Annotated in this window: 13 protein-coding genes; 12 read left to right on the top strand and 1 reads right to left on the bottom strand. The window is 33.8% G+C overall.

Going from position 1 to position 13,878, the window contains the following annotated elements:
* Positions 1-15: 15 nt before the first annotated feature.
* The 5 genes from CRO74_RS22065 to CRO74_RS22045 all read left to right on the top strand — a co-directional run bounded on the left by CRO74_RS22065 (position 16) and on the right by CRO74_RS22045 (position 5,338).
* Positions 16-1,134 (top strand): DegT/DnrJ/EryC1/StrS family aminotransferase, encoded by a 1,119-nt coding sequence (locus CRO74_RS22065; RefSeq protein ID WP_097129012.1) that lies wholly within the window; start codon positions 16-18, stop codon positions 1,132-1,134.
* Positions 1,127-1,552, top strand: a complete 426-nt coding sequence (locus CRO74_RS22060) for a GNAT family N-acetyltransferase (protein ID WP_097129011.1) — start codon at positions 1,127-1,129, stop codon at positions 1,550-1,552. Before CRO74_RS22065 ends, CRO74_RS22060 begins: the two co-directional genes overlap by 8 nt.
* On the top strand, positions 1,549-2,739 hold the full coding sequence (locus CRO74_RS22055) for a glycosyltransferase family 4 protein (RefSeq protein ID WP_097129009.1): 1,191 nt from the start codon (positions 1,549-1,551) through the stop codon (positions 2,737-2,739). Before CRO74_RS22060 ends, CRO74_RS22055 begins: the two co-directional genes overlap by 4 nt.
* 608 nt (positions 2,740-3,347) lie before the next feature.
* Complete coding sequence (locus CRO74_RS22050; protein WP_245877946.1) at positions 3,348-4,403, top strand: MBOAT family O-acyltransferase; 1,056 nt, start codon at positions 3,348-3,350, stop codon at positions 4,401-4,403.
* On the top strand, positions 4,403-5,338 hold the full coding sequence (locus tag CRO74_RS22045; protein ID WP_097129006.1) for a hypothetical protein: 936 nt from the start codon (positions 4,403-4,405) through the stop codon (positions 5,336-5,338). Before CRO74_RS22050 ends, CRO74_RS22045 begins: the two co-directional genes overlap by 1 nt.
* A gap of 404 nt (positions 5,339-5,742) precedes the next feature.
* Here CRO74_RS22045 and CRO74_RS22040 read toward each other — a convergent pair whose 3' ends face one another.
* On the bottom strand, positions 5,743-6,534 hold the full coding sequence (locus CRO74_RS22040; RefSeq protein WP_097129004.1) for a glycosyltransferase family 2 protein: 792 nt from the start codon (positions 6,532-6,534) through the stop codon (positions 5,743-5,745).
* Positions 6,535-6,589: 55 nt separating this feature from the next.
* On the opposite strand from CRO74_RS22040, the gene CRO74_RS22035 reads away from it, so the two are divergent.
* From CRO74_RS22035 to CRO74_RS22005, 7 genes are all read left to right on the top strand, one after another.
* Positions 6,590-7,348, top strand: a complete 759-nt coding sequence (locus CRO74_RS22035) for a glycosyltransferase family 2 protein (protein ID WP_245877945.1) — start codon at positions 6,590-6,592, stop codon at positions 7,346-7,348.
* Positions 7,349-7,379: 31 nt separating this feature from the next.
* Entirely contained in the window at positions 7,380-8,255 is an 876-nt protein-coding gene (locus CRO74_RS22030) for a glycosyltransferase (RefSeq protein ID WP_097129002.1), read from the top strand.
* Between the two features lie 20 nt (positions 8,256-8,275).
* On the top strand, positions 8,276-9,484 hold the full coding sequence (locus CRO74_RS22025) for an O-antigen polymerase (protein ID WP_144035963.1): 1,209 nt from the start codon (positions 8,276-8,278) through the stop codon (positions 9,482-9,484).
* Positions 9,485-9,495: 11 nt separating this feature from the next.
* Complete coding sequence (locus CRO74_RS22020) at positions 9,496-10,197, top strand: glycosyltransferase family 2 protein (RefSeq protein WP_097128998.1); 702 nt, start codon at positions 9,496-9,498, stop codon at positions 10,195-10,197.
* Between the two features lie 25 nt (positions 10,198-10,222).
* A complete protein-coding gene (locus tag CRO74_RS22015) occupies positions 10,223-11,128 on the top strand; it encodes a glycosyltransferase family 2 protein (RefSeq protein ID WP_097128996.1) in 906 nt (301 codons plus the stop codon).
* A gap of 97 nt (positions 11,129-11,225) precedes the next feature.
* Complete coding sequence (locus tag CRO74_RS22010) at positions 11,226-12,707, top strand: glycoside hydrolase family protein (protein WP_097128995.1); 1,482 nt, start codon at positions 11,226-11,228, stop codon at positions 12,705-12,707.
* 107 nt (positions 12,708-12,814) lie between these two features.
* A complete protein-coding gene (locus CRO74_RS22005) occupies positions 12,815-13,654 on the top strand; it encodes a class I SAM-dependent methyltransferase (RefSeq protein WP_097128993.1) in 840 nt (279 codons plus the stop codon).
* The last annotated feature ends 224 nt before the right edge of the window (positions 13,655-13,878 follow it).

Below are 13,878 nucleotides of genomic sequence, written 5' to 3'. Positions count from 1 at the left end.
CAATTATCAATAACTATGGAAAACTCTGTTCAAGTTTTAAAGCAATTGCCAGTCTACCAGCCGTCATTAATTGGTAATGAAAAAAAATATGTAATAGACTGTCTTGATTCATCCTGGATATCCTCAAAAGGCAAATACATTGATCTGTTTGAGGAAGGTGTTGCCAAGTATTTGGGCGTGAATCATGCCGCAGCAGTTTGCAACGGAACAGTAGCTATACATCTAGCCTTATTAGCCTTGGGTATTGGTGAAGGCGACGAAGTTATTGTGCCAACACTAACCTATATCGCTTCGGTTAATGCTATTACCTATACAGGAGCTACACCAATATTTATTGATTCGCAGGCTGATAGCTGGCAAATGGATCCTGCTGATTTAGAACGTAAAATCACTAAAAGAACAAAAGCTGTTTTATGCGTTCATTTATACGGACATCCATGCGATATGGATGCTATTATGCCAATTGCAAGAGAGCATGATCTATTCGTCGTAGAAGACTGTGCCGAGTCATTCGGAAGTTTATACAAGGGGCAGCACACTGGCAGTTTTGGAGATATTGCTACATTTAGTTTCTATGGTAACAAAACCATTACAACGGGTGAAGGTGGGATGGTTGTAATGAACGACGAAACGTTATATGATCGTTGTGTTCACTTTAAAGGCCAAGGATTAGCAAAGCATCGTCAGTACTGGCATGATGTTGTCGGCTACAATTATCGAATGACAAATATATGCGCGGCTATAGGGCTTGCCCAACTGGAAAATATTGATGTCTTTTTAAATCAGAAGAAACAGGTAGCTGGCTGGTATAGAGAAGGGTTTGCAGATACTAGTGTAACATTTCACGAGCCTATTGGCGATGTTTATCATTCCTATTGGATGTGCTCTATATTGGTCGCTTCAGCAAAAGATCGCGATCCATTACGCAATCATCTGGCAAAGAAAGGAATTGAGACGCGTCCTCTTTTCTATCCCGTACATACCATGCCTATGTACTCGCAAAAATTTGCTCGATTCAAAACGGCAGAGGACTTAGGATGGCGTGGTATGAATCTGCCAAGTTACCCTGGATTAACTAAAGAGGATGTTGAATATGTTGTTAATAGTATAAAATCATTTTTTGGAAATGTATAAGTACCAGCACATTCAGACAGAAAATATTGATCTAGTTAAGGATTTTCTGCTTGAACTGGGAAGTGGCGCTGAATCATTCCGATATTTCGATAAGAGACCCGTTGAAACAGTCCTAAAACATGTGTTGGCGGTTGTACTAACGGATGAGACGAATAAGCCCATTGCTTATGGGCACTTGGACCGTGAAGGCGAAAATTTGTGGCTAGGTATTGCTGTGGCCGAGAAGGCTCAAGGGCTTGGACTAGGGAAAAAAGTGATGGAGTATCTTATAAAATATGCCCAAAATAAAAAAGAAAAGTCTATTGCGTTAACTGTTGATAAAAATAACTTGAGAGCGATAAAGCTTTACGAACACTATAACTTCGTCCGTGTCTTAGAAAAAGAAACCCATTACCAATATCAATACCAAGTGCCATGAAAATTCTCTATTATGTACCAGATATAACCCAAAAAAATGGAGGTGTCCTGCAATATGCATGTGCGTTATTAAAGATTTTGGCAAAAGACGAGAATAATCAGTACTTTATATTACACAATTTATATGAGCCTGTTATTCTTTCAATCATAGAAGATCACTCAAACCTTACGTTAATACCTGTTAAAGTTGGTCGAGAGAGAAAGGTTGAAAAACTCCTGTGGTATACGTTAAGTTTGATAAATAAACTTTTAATAAAAGTTGGTGTATTGACTAATATAAAAGTGTTCAGTCATACAGAACAGTTGTGTAAGCGGTATAATATAGATATCCTTTGTTGCCCATACCAGCATTTACCCTCGACTTCTCGTAAAACAATAGTCACACTGCATGATGTTCAGGAGTTACATTTTCCGGAGTTTTTCTCGCCGAAAGAACGCCTGGCACGAACCTTGCAACATAATATAATAGCCGAGGGAAGCTCATTAATAGTAGTTAGTTATGAACATGTAAAGGAAGATTTGATTAAATACTTCCAACGACCCGCTGACAGTATATTAGTTTGCTTACTTGATATGCAAAATTTATGGTTTGATAAATTTTTGCCGGAACACAGAATGAGTCTGGCAAGTTATAAACTACCAGATAAATTTGTCTTCTATCCAGCTGTTACTTGGCCTCACAAAAATCATATAAGTTTAATTCAGGCTATTGCTTATTTGCGAGATACACATAATATTAATATAAATGTTGTATTCTCAGGTCATACTACAGAATACTATGAAAAGATCAAAGATGAAGTTTCGAAGATAGACATATCAGATCAAGTTCATTTCTTAGGTGTGGTCAATGAGCAAGTACTTTACTCTCTGTACCACGCAGCGCAGGCTGTAGTAGTACCAACTACATATGAAGCCGGTAGCTTCCCATTAATGGAAAGTATTTTAATGGGTATTCCGGTTATTTGTTCCAATGTGACTTCGTTACCAGAAACGATCGGCGATAAAAATTATATTTTCCCTCCAAATAATATTCCTGAAATTGCTGATAAGATTAGAAAGATTTTTTTTGATCAGCAGTATAGAGAAAATAATTTAGAGAATAGCCAAAAGCAGGCTCGGAAGTTGAGGAACACTAATGCATTAACCAAGTTTACTCAGGCGATAGCTGATTTGAGTAGTAGCTCATAAAAATTCCGTTGTATACTTAATTCAACGGGTAAACCAAAAACAAATACTGCTTAACCAGATGAAAAGTAGATTCTCTATTCCATTCATCTATGCAGTTAGTTTAGACTGGTTAAGATCTCTTAAATTTAAATCAACAATTTAACTCTCAACCTTCATAAATTAAATAAATTATAAATAGTACAACTAACTATTTATAAAATAGATTTCAAGTATTAATGCTCTTCAACTCTCTTCACTTTATAGTTTTTTTTATTTGCATTACATGCACATATTATTTATTGCCCTATCGCTATAGATGGATTCTTTTGTTAACAGGAAGCTGTTATTTTTATATGGCTTTCGTGCCCATTTATATTCTAATATTAGGCTTTACTATAATTGTAGATTATTTAGCTGGTATCCATATTGCGAGAGCCGAGGGTAAAAAGAGAAAATTATTCTTAATAATTAGTTTATTGGCTAATATTTTTGTCTTATGTGTATTTAAATATTATAATTTCCTAAATAGTAACATTAGCTCAGTTCTGAATCAATTTAACTATAACACTCCTTTTCCTATTTTAAGAATACTACTTCCTATTGGTCTGTCTTTTCATACGTTCCAGGCCATGAGCTACACAATAGAAGTATATCGAGGTAAGCAGCCAGCAGAAAGAAATTTTGGTATTTACGCTCTTTATGTAATGTTTTATCCTCAATTAGTAGCTGGTCCCATTGAGCGGCCTCAGAATATTTTACATCAATTTTATGAAAAACATACATTCAAAGCTGAGAATATATCTGAAGGATTAAAATTAATAGCTTGGGGATTATTTAAGAAAGTTGTTATCGCTGATAGGTTTGCAGTAGTTGTCAATAAAGTTTATAATAACCCATCAGAGTTTGAAGGATGGCCACTGATTTTTGCTACATTTTTGTTCGCATTTCAAATTTACTGTGATTTTTCGGGGTACTCAGATATTGCTTTAGGTACAGCTAGAGTAATTGGATATAAATTAATGAAAAATTTTAATTCTCCATATTTTTCGTCATCTATATCAGAATTTTGGAAAAGATGGCATATTTCTTTATCAACATGGTTCCGCGATTATCTGTATATTCCTTTAGGTGGGAATCGTGTTACTACTTATAGATGGTATTTTAACCTATTTATTACTTTTCTTGTCAGCGGATTATGGCACGGAGCAAACTGGACATATGTAATCTGGGGAAGCTTAAATGGAATTTACTTGATTACAGAAAGCTTAACAAAAGGTATTGTTAATAAGTTATATCTTTCTTCAGATTTCTTGGCTAAGAGAAAAAAAGCAGTAGGATTATTCAGTACGTTTGTTTTGACATGTTTTTCATGGATATTCTTTAGAGCGAAAACGGTTCAGGATGCCATTTATATTGTGGAACATTTGTTCTCAAATCTTCAGTCAAGCATTAAACTATTAAAGCCTAGTTTGTTAGGCTCTACTCAATATGATTATATAATAGGCACATTAGCTTTGATAATTCTGCTGGGTACAGAATATTTAAATAGTCGTATTTCAATTAGCTTGTGGCTTAAGCAACAGAAAATTGCTACAAGATTACTAATTTACTATTTACTTGTTATGTTTATTTTACTGTTCGGATCGTTCGACGTACAGGAGCAATTTATCTACTTTCAATTTTGATGAAACAGCTTGTGGCATTAATAAAACCAACAATTCTTCTATCAACTCTGATTATAGTGACCGTCTATGTCATTCTTGCTTTAACAGCTCCTTTCATTCGTAACAAGTCGAGCTATGTTGCCGCTTCATTGGATAAAGAGAATAGATTAGAAGTGGCTATGTCTCCAAGAATTGTTTTAGTGGGCGGTTCAAATTTAGCTTTAGGGGTTGATTGTCAAGCCTTGAGTAAACATACTCATGTTAATGTAGTAAATATGGGTTTACATGCAGGGTTAGGCTTAAATTTTATTCTAAATGAAGCCTTATCAGGAGTAAAATATGGAGATACAGTCATACTATCAATTGAGTATTTTCTAGAAGATGGCAATAAAAAGCTAATGGCCCAGTTAGCAGATGTTAATCCGTCCGCTATATCAAAGATGAAACTTTCTTTATCAGATAGACTCAGAATATTAGTATCTCAATTACAATTGTGTTTAAGTAGTACTTTTTATAAAATTATTAACAAGCAAGATGATCCAATTTATTACAGAGAAGGTTTTAATAAGTATGGCGATTTAAAGACACATTTTAATCAAAAAAAACCAACTGCTCCCAGTGGTAGTGTTGTATTTACAAATACTGACTATGTTAATGGAATTAAAGAAATAAATAAATTTATAGAGAGTGTTAAAATAAAAGGAGCTAAGGTTTATTTTACTTATCCTGCTTTTCAACGATCTACATATAATTTAAATAAGGAAAAGTTGAATAGTTTAGCTAATCAATATGATAAAGAATTAGTTTGCCCAATACTGGGTAGTATGGAAACTTTTGTCTTTGATGATAAATATTTTTTTGATACTGTTTACCATCTTGATAGCATTGGAATTCAGAAACGAACGGAGATAATGTTACAGTTGATTAGAAAGGCTAATATCAACAATGTTCCTTAAACTATATAATGTGGTTTAAATACAATTAGTATAATTTATTTTTTTATTTAGAAGGTTGTTTCGATTAAGTAGATTCATATAATTGCATAGTATTTTTAGATTTATAGCTTTCGATTCATAAGGTAGGTTAAGTTTAATAGGACTATGTCTTATATCTTTTAATCGTTTTTCTGAAACACTTATTTTAGCAAATCTTTAAATAAAGAAAAAGTAACTTTTTTTGTTATGAAGAATTTTTTTAAAGTAATTTTCTTGATGATTTCATATTTTGAGCTGTTTACTAGTTTTATTGTGTTCATGAAAATTTTAAACACGATACCGTCTAGCGATTGAAATCGAGCTTCAGTATTACATTATATCAAATGACGTTGTCAAACATATTTAACTTGTTTAGGGCTTAATAATTATGAAAATAATCCTCTATAATTCAAACGAAGTATATCGATGATACTCAACAATTGACTTTTTGTCTTTGATAAAATACCATTTTTAACTTTAGCCCTATACGTTTCTTTACTTGCTTTCAATAATAAAAGGCTACTTATACCACCAGTTCGCATTTTTGCGGTAGGTTGGTTAACAAATGAAGCCATAAGTTTATCTTTGGGGCGTAATAAGAGTTCATAATCTCCTGAAACTTTAAATGTACTGTCGAACATTCCATACTTTAGAAATAAATTTTTTGAGTGAAACATACCGACATGCCAAGTAGACATATTTTTTTTAAAGTGGTTCCATGACCATGCCTCACCCACAATACGAAGAGGTGTTAGTCTTTCATCAACTAACTCTATAAGTGATGAAACGAATTCTAATTCCTGACGTTTTGGATGTTGTGTTATGTGTTCTATATAAATTTGTAAACTATTTGGATATAGTAAATCATCTGCACCAATAAAAGCGATCCAATCTCCTTTGCACTTTTCTAAGCCTTTATTCCATGCATCATAGATACCATTGTCGGGTTCGCTAATCCAATAGGTAATTTTATCTTGATATTTGTTGATAATATTCAAAGTATTGTCAGTTGAACCGCCGTCAATAATTATATACTCGAAATTCTTGTAGCTTTGTGCAGTTATGCTTAGTATAGACTCTTCGAGATATTTTTCTGCATTATAAACGGCGCTTATAATACTAACCAGTGGTTGTTTCTCTGATTCGTAACCATTTAACTGATCTTGGATGCCTGGCATTTTTGTAAATCATTTTTTGAATATTACCAATACAAATATATAGCATATATTTAAAATGCAACAAAGGCAGAAGAAAACTAAAATGAAGCCTACTATATCGGTGATAGTACCTGTATATAATGCTGAGAAATGGTTAAGAATGGCTCTTGAAAGTATTGTTTCGCAGAGCTTTACTGATTATGAACTAATTATAGTTGACGGTTATAGTAAGGATAAGTCTTTAGATATAGTCAAAGAATTTATTCCTAGTATAGATGTGTTAATCAGTGAAAGAGACATGGGTATATATGACGCAATGAATAAAGGGATAGATAGAGCTAAAGGAGAGTGGCTATTCTTCTTAGGCGCTGATGATAGATTATGTCCTAACGTGTTTGAAAAGCTGTATCCATTTTTGGATAATAAGTATAAAGTCGTTTTTGGTGACGTGGAATTTGACAATAATTATCGTATGCCTTGCTTTTTAGGGTCTAGGACAATGTTACAAAATACTTTACATCACCAAAGTGCTTTTTATCATAATTCTAATTTTTTAGAGTTTCGCTATGATACTAACTTAAAAATACTGGCAGATTATGAGCTTAATCTTCGGATATATTTAGGAAATATGCCGTTTTGTCGTGTTCCTTTAGTGATTGCGAGCTGTGCTACAGGAGGAGCTAGCAGCGATCTTTATTTGTCTTGGACAGAAACAAATAAAGTTAGAAGGCGTTATATAATGAGTAAAATAACTAATATATTCCTGTCTTTTACCTTGGCATTGTACTATTTACAGAAGAGGCTTCGATATGTACTATATGGTCATCGTGTTTAATATACTAAAATCTGTAAAGAGATTTCCATAAATGAAAATTCGATTCAACAAATTGCATAACAATTGTATTTTAATAGCTGGGGTTGTAGTATTATACAACAGTAAAAGGAGTGTCATAGATAATATCCTTAGCTATGTAAATCAAGTAGATTTGTTATATATAATCGATAATTCAGACATAGTAGATATTGGGTTGGTTGAGGAAATTAGTTCTATTCATTCGATTAAATACATATCGATTGGTAGTAATAAAGGTATTGCTTATGCACTTAATGTTGCGGCTAATCATGCTATCAAAGACGGTTTTACACACTTGCTAACAATGGATGATGATAGTAAGGCTCCTAAAGATTTGGTTAAGTTGATGAGGGATTTTCTATTGCAATATTTTGCACCCGAGAAGATTGGTATTATTTCAGTAGCCCACAGCAAGCCTTTAAGTAATTACTCATACAAAAAAGTATGTTTTACTATGACGTCCGGTAACTTATTGAGCCTTGATGCATATAAAGATGTGGGGCCATTTGATGATATCTTATTCATAGACCACGTTGACCATGAGTATAATTTAAGACTCAATCTTGGTGATTATGAAATAATTGAATTATCTTATGTTAAATTAAATCACAAATTGGGAGTAAATAAAGTATCTACATTATTTGGTAATAAATTTTATTTTATATCTCATAGTCCTATAAGACTCTACTACTTGGTTAGAAATGGAATCTATATAGCTAAGAAGTATTTTTTAGTAAGGCCATCATTCTGTATGAAACTACTTTATTTGAATTTAGTAGAGACATCAAAATCTCTATTATTGGAAGATAATAAAAGAAAGCGTATAGTTCTGACAGTCAGGGCCTTTATAGATGGATCACGTGGTAAAATGGGTAGAGTAGATTATTGAGCCCTTTATTTTATTAAGACATGATAAATGTTAAATTTATTAGTAATCCATTTTATTGTTATGCAATGGGCTTTAGCCTGGTTTTGTTTGTATATACATGGAGTTGGTCTACTTTGTACCCAAAGATTGAAATAAATGTATTTTTATTTATAGTAAGCACTATTGTAGTTTCTTTAATTTTAGGAATTATTTTTCAAAAAAAGTACCTTTATAAAGATGTGAAAGTAAATAATTACAATTTTGCATTTACTGCTCTTATTGTTTTGGGCTACATTGTGGAGTTTATATATAATAAAGGAATACCACTTTTTCTGATTTTTCAAGGTGACGCTTATTCTCATTACGATTTTGGTATTCCCACTTTTCATGTGTTTTTACAAACAATAGCTCCGTTTTATACGATCTATTTATATCACCAGTATATTAGTAGTAAGAATAAAAATCTTATTTTTTACTTAGTGATTTTATTTTTCCTCAGTGTATTAGTTGTAAACAGAGGCTCTACCTTAATGACGTTAATGTCATGCTTAGTTATTTACTGTCAAAAGAAGCAATTTATAAGTTATAAGGCCTTTTCTGCTCTTATTATAGCATTATTGTTTGTATTTTATATGTTTGGATTCATTGGGTTTGCTAGATCTTTTAAAGATCATGAAGATTATTTATTTGAAATAGCAGAAGCCAAAGATAGCTTTAGAGAAAGTTTGATACCAGGAGAATTTTTTTGGTTTTATCTGTATGCTTCTTCTCCTATTGCCAACTTTCAAAATGCTGTGAATGAAGCTAGTCAAATAAGGTACAATTTGCTTGTTTTTACTGGTAGTGAATTAATACCTGATTTTGTTACAAAACGTATAATAGACCCTGCCATTGATCCAGATAAAGTTGAAGGTGATAAATATTTAATTGCTAAGTTCTTGACAGTTGGTAGTATATACTATGATCCGTTTAGAAGGATGGGATGGTTTGGAGTAATAATAATTTTTGTGTGGTTGATGGTAATAATGGCATTTGTACCGATTTTAATTAAAGCTGATAAGCCATATTTTTCAACAACTATTGCCATTCTGTGCACAATGGCATTGTTTAGTACATTCGATAATATGATTCGTTTTACTGGCTTAAGTTTTCAGCTGGTATATCCATTCTTATTAGGGTATATTGGAAGATATTATTTTAAGACAAAAAAAATAAAGTTAATTATACCTCGAATCACTATAAAAATTTAATATTTAAATTTATGAGTATTAGTGTGTGTATAGCTACTTATAATGGAGCTTTGTTTATTGAACGTCAGTTAAGTTCTATACTTATACAATTAAGTGTTGACGACGAAGTTATAATATCAGATGATAATTCAGTCGACTCTACATGCCAAATAATTAATAGTTTACAAGATCCTCGTATACGGCTTCTAAAGAATACCCATAAAAGCGGGCCAGTGGGAAACTTCGAAAATGCACTTCGTACAGCATTAGGAAATATCATCTTTTTGGCTGATCAGGATGATGAATGGCTACCTGGTAAAGTCAATGAAACTATAGCTCTATTAGAAGATTATGATTTAGTACTATCTGATTGCCAAGTTGTCGATAAGAAAGGGAAGTTAATTTATGAATCGTTCTTTCACTACCGAAACAGTAAACCTGGATTTTGGAGAAACCTGTATAAAAACTCATATAATGGCTGTTGTATGGCCTTTAGACGTGATGTATTGGACTATGCATTACCTTTCCCATCCGCTATTCACATGCACGACTGGTGGATTGGGCTATTGGTAGAAGCAAAAGGGCGAACATATTTTTATAATAAACCATTAATCAACTACACCCGTCATGGGAGCAATGCCTCGCCTACAAGTGAAGAAGGTTACAGCTTTCAAGTAAAGATTGTTAACCGTCTTCTATTGTTTGTAAGCGTTGCTAAACGCTTGTGGGGGTAATTTTGCCAACTTATAGCTTAAATTAATGATATCTGTTATCGTCCCAACCCATAATGCGGAATCTTACCTACCTCAACTACTTAAACAGCTGAAGGAGCAGACTCTATCACATGAGTTAATCATAATTGATTCTGAGTCAACAGATCGGACTAAAGAATTAGCTAGTCTTGAAGACCTTAAACTCATCAATATACAAAAGTCACAATTCAACCATGGCTCTACGCGTAATCTCGGTGTGCAGATAGCTAGTTATGAGGTTGTGGTATTTCTAACACAGGATGCGTTACCAGCTTCTCCATATACTTTAGAGCGCTTAATTGCTATGCTACATAGTAGGGAGGATATTGCCATGGCGTATGGTAGGCAGCTACCTTATCCCGAAACGGGTGTTTTTGGCCATTTTGCCAGACTAACAAATTACCCGGCTGGTAGCTTAATCAAGACGAAAGCTTTAATTCCAAAAATGGGCATCAAGACGTGTTCATGCTCAAATTCTTTTGCTGCCTATCGAAAAGTAGATCTTACTACAGTTGGTGGATTTCCGTCCGACACAATTTTGGGTGAGGATGTTTCTGTTGCTGCTCGCTTTATATTACGTGGACAAGCAGTGGCTTACTGTGCAGAGGCTGAAGTCTTTCATTCACATGATTATACTTTGTTAGAAGAGTTTAAACGCTATTTTGATATTGGGGTATTCCATAATGAACAGAAGGAGGTACTTAAAGAGTTTTCGCAAGCTGAGTCGGAAGGTATTAAGTATGTGATGGACGAATGGAGTTATCTTAGACGACATGGATATACTACACTAATACCTTCACAACTGGTCCGTACGGTAGCTAAATACGTTGGGTACAAACTTGGTAGTTTAGAGAACTTTTTCCCAAATTTTTTAAAACGTCAATTAAGTATGCATCGTTCGTTCTGGCAGTAATAGAATAACAGAGAAGTTACACAGACTGTTTAGTAGTTAAATTTTACGGAGTATATCAATTGTATTTACTTCTAATATTGGAATTTGACATATTATTATGAAAAAGTTCTTAGGGGTTTTACTATGTACATACTTTTTAAATGGGACATGGTGCACAAGGCTGCTTTTAAGATTGCTTGTTATTGATATGCCTATGAAGGTATCAGTATCGGTTGAAACTCTACGAAGATTAGATATAAAAACAAGAAATGAATATCATAAATCACCTGATAGTAAGTTAAAAAATGTATCATTAATTGAGGAATTCAAATCTTTAGAGCAATTCGGTGCAAAGGGGGATGGTAAAACAGATGATACCCAGGCAATTATTAAAGCATTAAATTCACCTGTTCCTGTTGTATATGCTCAAAAAAGTAAGTCTTATTATAAAGTATCTGATAAAATAGTTGTTAGTAATATAAATAAGAAAAAGCTCATAGCTACAGGAGCAGTTTTTTTAAATAGTGATTTAACCAAAGCTACATTTTTCTTTCAACGATGTAATAATATTAAGATTTATGGGGGGAAGTACGGCTATGTTAATACACCGAATACCAACGGTAATGGTAGTCAACACGTTTTTCAATTTGATGATTGTCAGGATGTTCTGCTAAATAACATACATGTTAAAAATTCTCCCGAAATGGGAATTGCTATTACAAATAGTAACAGGGTTACTGTGAAAAACTCAAGGATTGAGCATACGTTCCGTGATGGCACCTATTCTCATTACTCAGCTAATGTTAATTACTTGTATAATACCTATAGTAATATTAAAGATGATGCCATGTCTTTTCATGATTATGGGCTCGATGAGCAGAAAAAACCACTCCTTAAGTATGGATACAAACAGGCTACTAATTTACTAGCGCAAGGGAACATAGTGAAAAATTGCTATCAGGGATTTGGCTCAATAGGATCTTCTAACGTTTCCGTTCTTAATAACAAATTTACTAATACTGTAATAGCTGCTATCTCCATTTTTAATGCACAAGAAATGTATCCAGGAGGTAATGCTTCAGCTAAAAAATGCCTCATTCAAAATAATGTTATCACTAATGCTTGTACAACAGCTTCCATCAATGAGATGTCGTATTCAAATTATGGACAAGCCTCGACAGGAAGAGCCGCTATCTGTATTCTTTCATTGGGGGCTAGAAATCAATTAAATCAAGGTGAAACTAAGCGATTATCTACTATTAAGGTAATTGGTAATACAATTAATGGTTCAGGTGCTAACGGTTTTTTCGCGAATCTGGTGGATAATCTTCATATCACAAATAATAAGTTTATGAACTGTTCAGGTGCTGTTCCACAGCAGAGTCTTAATGGGGACGTTGTGGAAGTCTGGAATTGTACAGCCCTCTGGGCTAATGCAAATACAGTTATAGATACTCGTAAAAATGTTTTACATCAGCATGGCTATGCTTTCAACAATGTTTCCGGCCGGATGAGTGGTTGGAATGTAAAAGGCGTGTTGAGAGGAGAGAGCATGTTAGATAGAACACAGTCGTTGCAAATCATCCATAATCGTAAGTGATACTAGGTTAGTAAACTTCTGCCGCTACTATCAAACTAGTAAATTTCTTTCTATTAAGCTTATCTTTGGCCGATTGATTAGTTGATAAAATCAAAAATTTGAGTTCTATGTTTAGAAAATCTGTCCCCCCTGTTTTGTATAAAACGCTCAAACCGACATTAAAGACTTTACAAAAAGGATACTATAGTATACTAGACTTTAAGGATAGTATACTGAATCTTAGAGATCCGTTGGTTCCCCCTCGTACAAAAATTTTCATTGGTGGCGGTGACTTCAGACAAACAGGGTTGGATTTCTTGAAGTTGTTTGTTGACTTAGCAAAATTGAAGCCAGAAGAACAAGTATTGGATATTGGCTGTGGTATTGGAAGAATGGCAGCACCATTAACCAGTTATCTTAAAAATGGGGGTTCGTACGAAGGGTTCGACATAGTCGAAGACGGCATTTTGTGGTGTCAGTCAAATATTACGACTCGGTTTCCTAATTTTAAATTTCAACTAGCCGATATTCATAATGATCATTACAATCCGAAGGGCCGTTATGAAGCATCGAAATACGCCTTTCCATTTAGCAATGGAAGTTTCGATTTTGCCTTTTTAACGTCTGTTTTTACACATATGCCGAAGCCAGAGGTAGATCATTACGTGGCTGAGATTGGCAGGGTACTCAAACCGGGAGGACGATGTTTAGTAACATTCTTCCTATTAAATGAAGAGTCACGTGAATTAATGAAGTCCTCTAAAAGTGCTCATAATATTCAGTATTTTACGGAAGGACGTTATATTGCCTACCCAGATGATCCTGAAGTATGTGTTGGATTTGATGAATCATACATAATTGACCTATTTAAGCAGAATGGTATGACGGCTACTATATATCCTGGTTCTTGGTGTAGCCGAGAACGGTTCACCTCTTTTCAGGATATTGTCCTTGCTTACAAAGATTAATACCTGCGGATCTAATATAGTTGTATTAAGTATGCATGATATTTACTTTCTGAGTTCGTAGGACCGTCGCTACAAGTTTGTCTGACGGTGGGTTTCTAAATGATCAAACATATAGGAATTGGCTCGCTTAAGAATAATGGACGTGATTTGTGACAGTATATCTTATGTCAAACGAAGTAAGGTACCGTATGAATTCTCATTAGATTTATATTTTTCGAAATCTA

It is taken from the genome of Spirosoma fluviale (genome assembly GCF_900230225.1).
GTDB lineage: Bacteria > Bacteroidota > Bacteroidia > Cytophagales > Spirosomataceae > Spirosoma > Spirosoma fluviale.
The sequence above is the reverse complement of the archived record's forward strand: the minus strand, read 5'-3'. Positions and strand labels throughout refer to the sequence as shown.

Bases quoted from the DNA above. Each gene is read 5' to 3' on its own strand.
- CRO74_RS22030 (WP_097129002.1), top strand. From the start codon at position 7,380: ATGAAAATTCGATTCAACAAATTGCATAACAATTGTATTTTAATAGCT.
- CRO74_RS22045 (WP_097129006.1), top strand. From the start codon at position 4,403: ATGAAACAGCTTGTGGCATTAATAAAACCAACAATTCTTCTATCAACT.
- CRO74_RS22020 (WP_097128998.1), top strand. From the start codon at position 9,496: ATGAGTATTAGTGTGTGTATAGCTACTTATAATGGAGCTTTGTTTATT.
- CRO74_RS22015 (WP_097128996.1), top strand. From the start codon at position 10,223: ATGATATCTGTTATCGTCCCAACCCATAATGCGGAATCTTACCTACCT.
- CRO74_RS22040 (WP_097129004.1), bottom strand. From the start codon at position 6,534: ATGCCAGGCATCCAAGATCAGTTAAATGGTTACGAATCAGAGAAACAA.
- CRO74_RS22050 (WP_245877946.1), top strand. From the start codon at position 3,348: ATGAGCTACACAATAGAAGTATATCGAGGTAAGCAGCCAGCAGAAAGA.
- CRO74_RS22025 (WP_144035963.1), top strand. From the start codon at position 8,276: ATGATAAATGTTAAATTTATTAGTAATCCATTTTATTGTTATGCAATG.
- CRO74_RS22060 (WP_097129011.1), top strand. From the start codon at position 1,127: ATGTATAAGTACCAGCACATTCAGACAGAAAATATTGATCTAGTTAAG.
- CRO74_RS22055 (WP_097129009.1), top strand. From the start codon at position 1,549: ATGAAAATTCTCTATTATGTACCAGATATAACCCAAAAAAATGGAGGT.
- CRO74_RS22065 (WP_097129012.1), top strand. From the start codon at position 16: ATGGAAAACTCTGTTCAAGTTTTAAAGCAATTGCCAGTCTACCAGCCG.
- CRO74_RS22005 (WP_097128993.1), top strand. From the start codon at position 12,815: ATGTTTAGAAAATCTGTCCCCCCTGTTTTGTATAAAACGCTCAAACCG.
- CRO74_RS22035 (WP_245877945.1), top strand. From the start codon at position 6,590: ATGCAACAAAGGCAGAAGAAAACTAAAATGAAGCCTACTATATCGGTG.
- CRO74_RS22010 (WP_097128995.1), top strand. From the start codon at position 11,226: ATGAAAAAGTTCTTAGGGGTTTTACTATGTACATACTTTTTAAATGGG.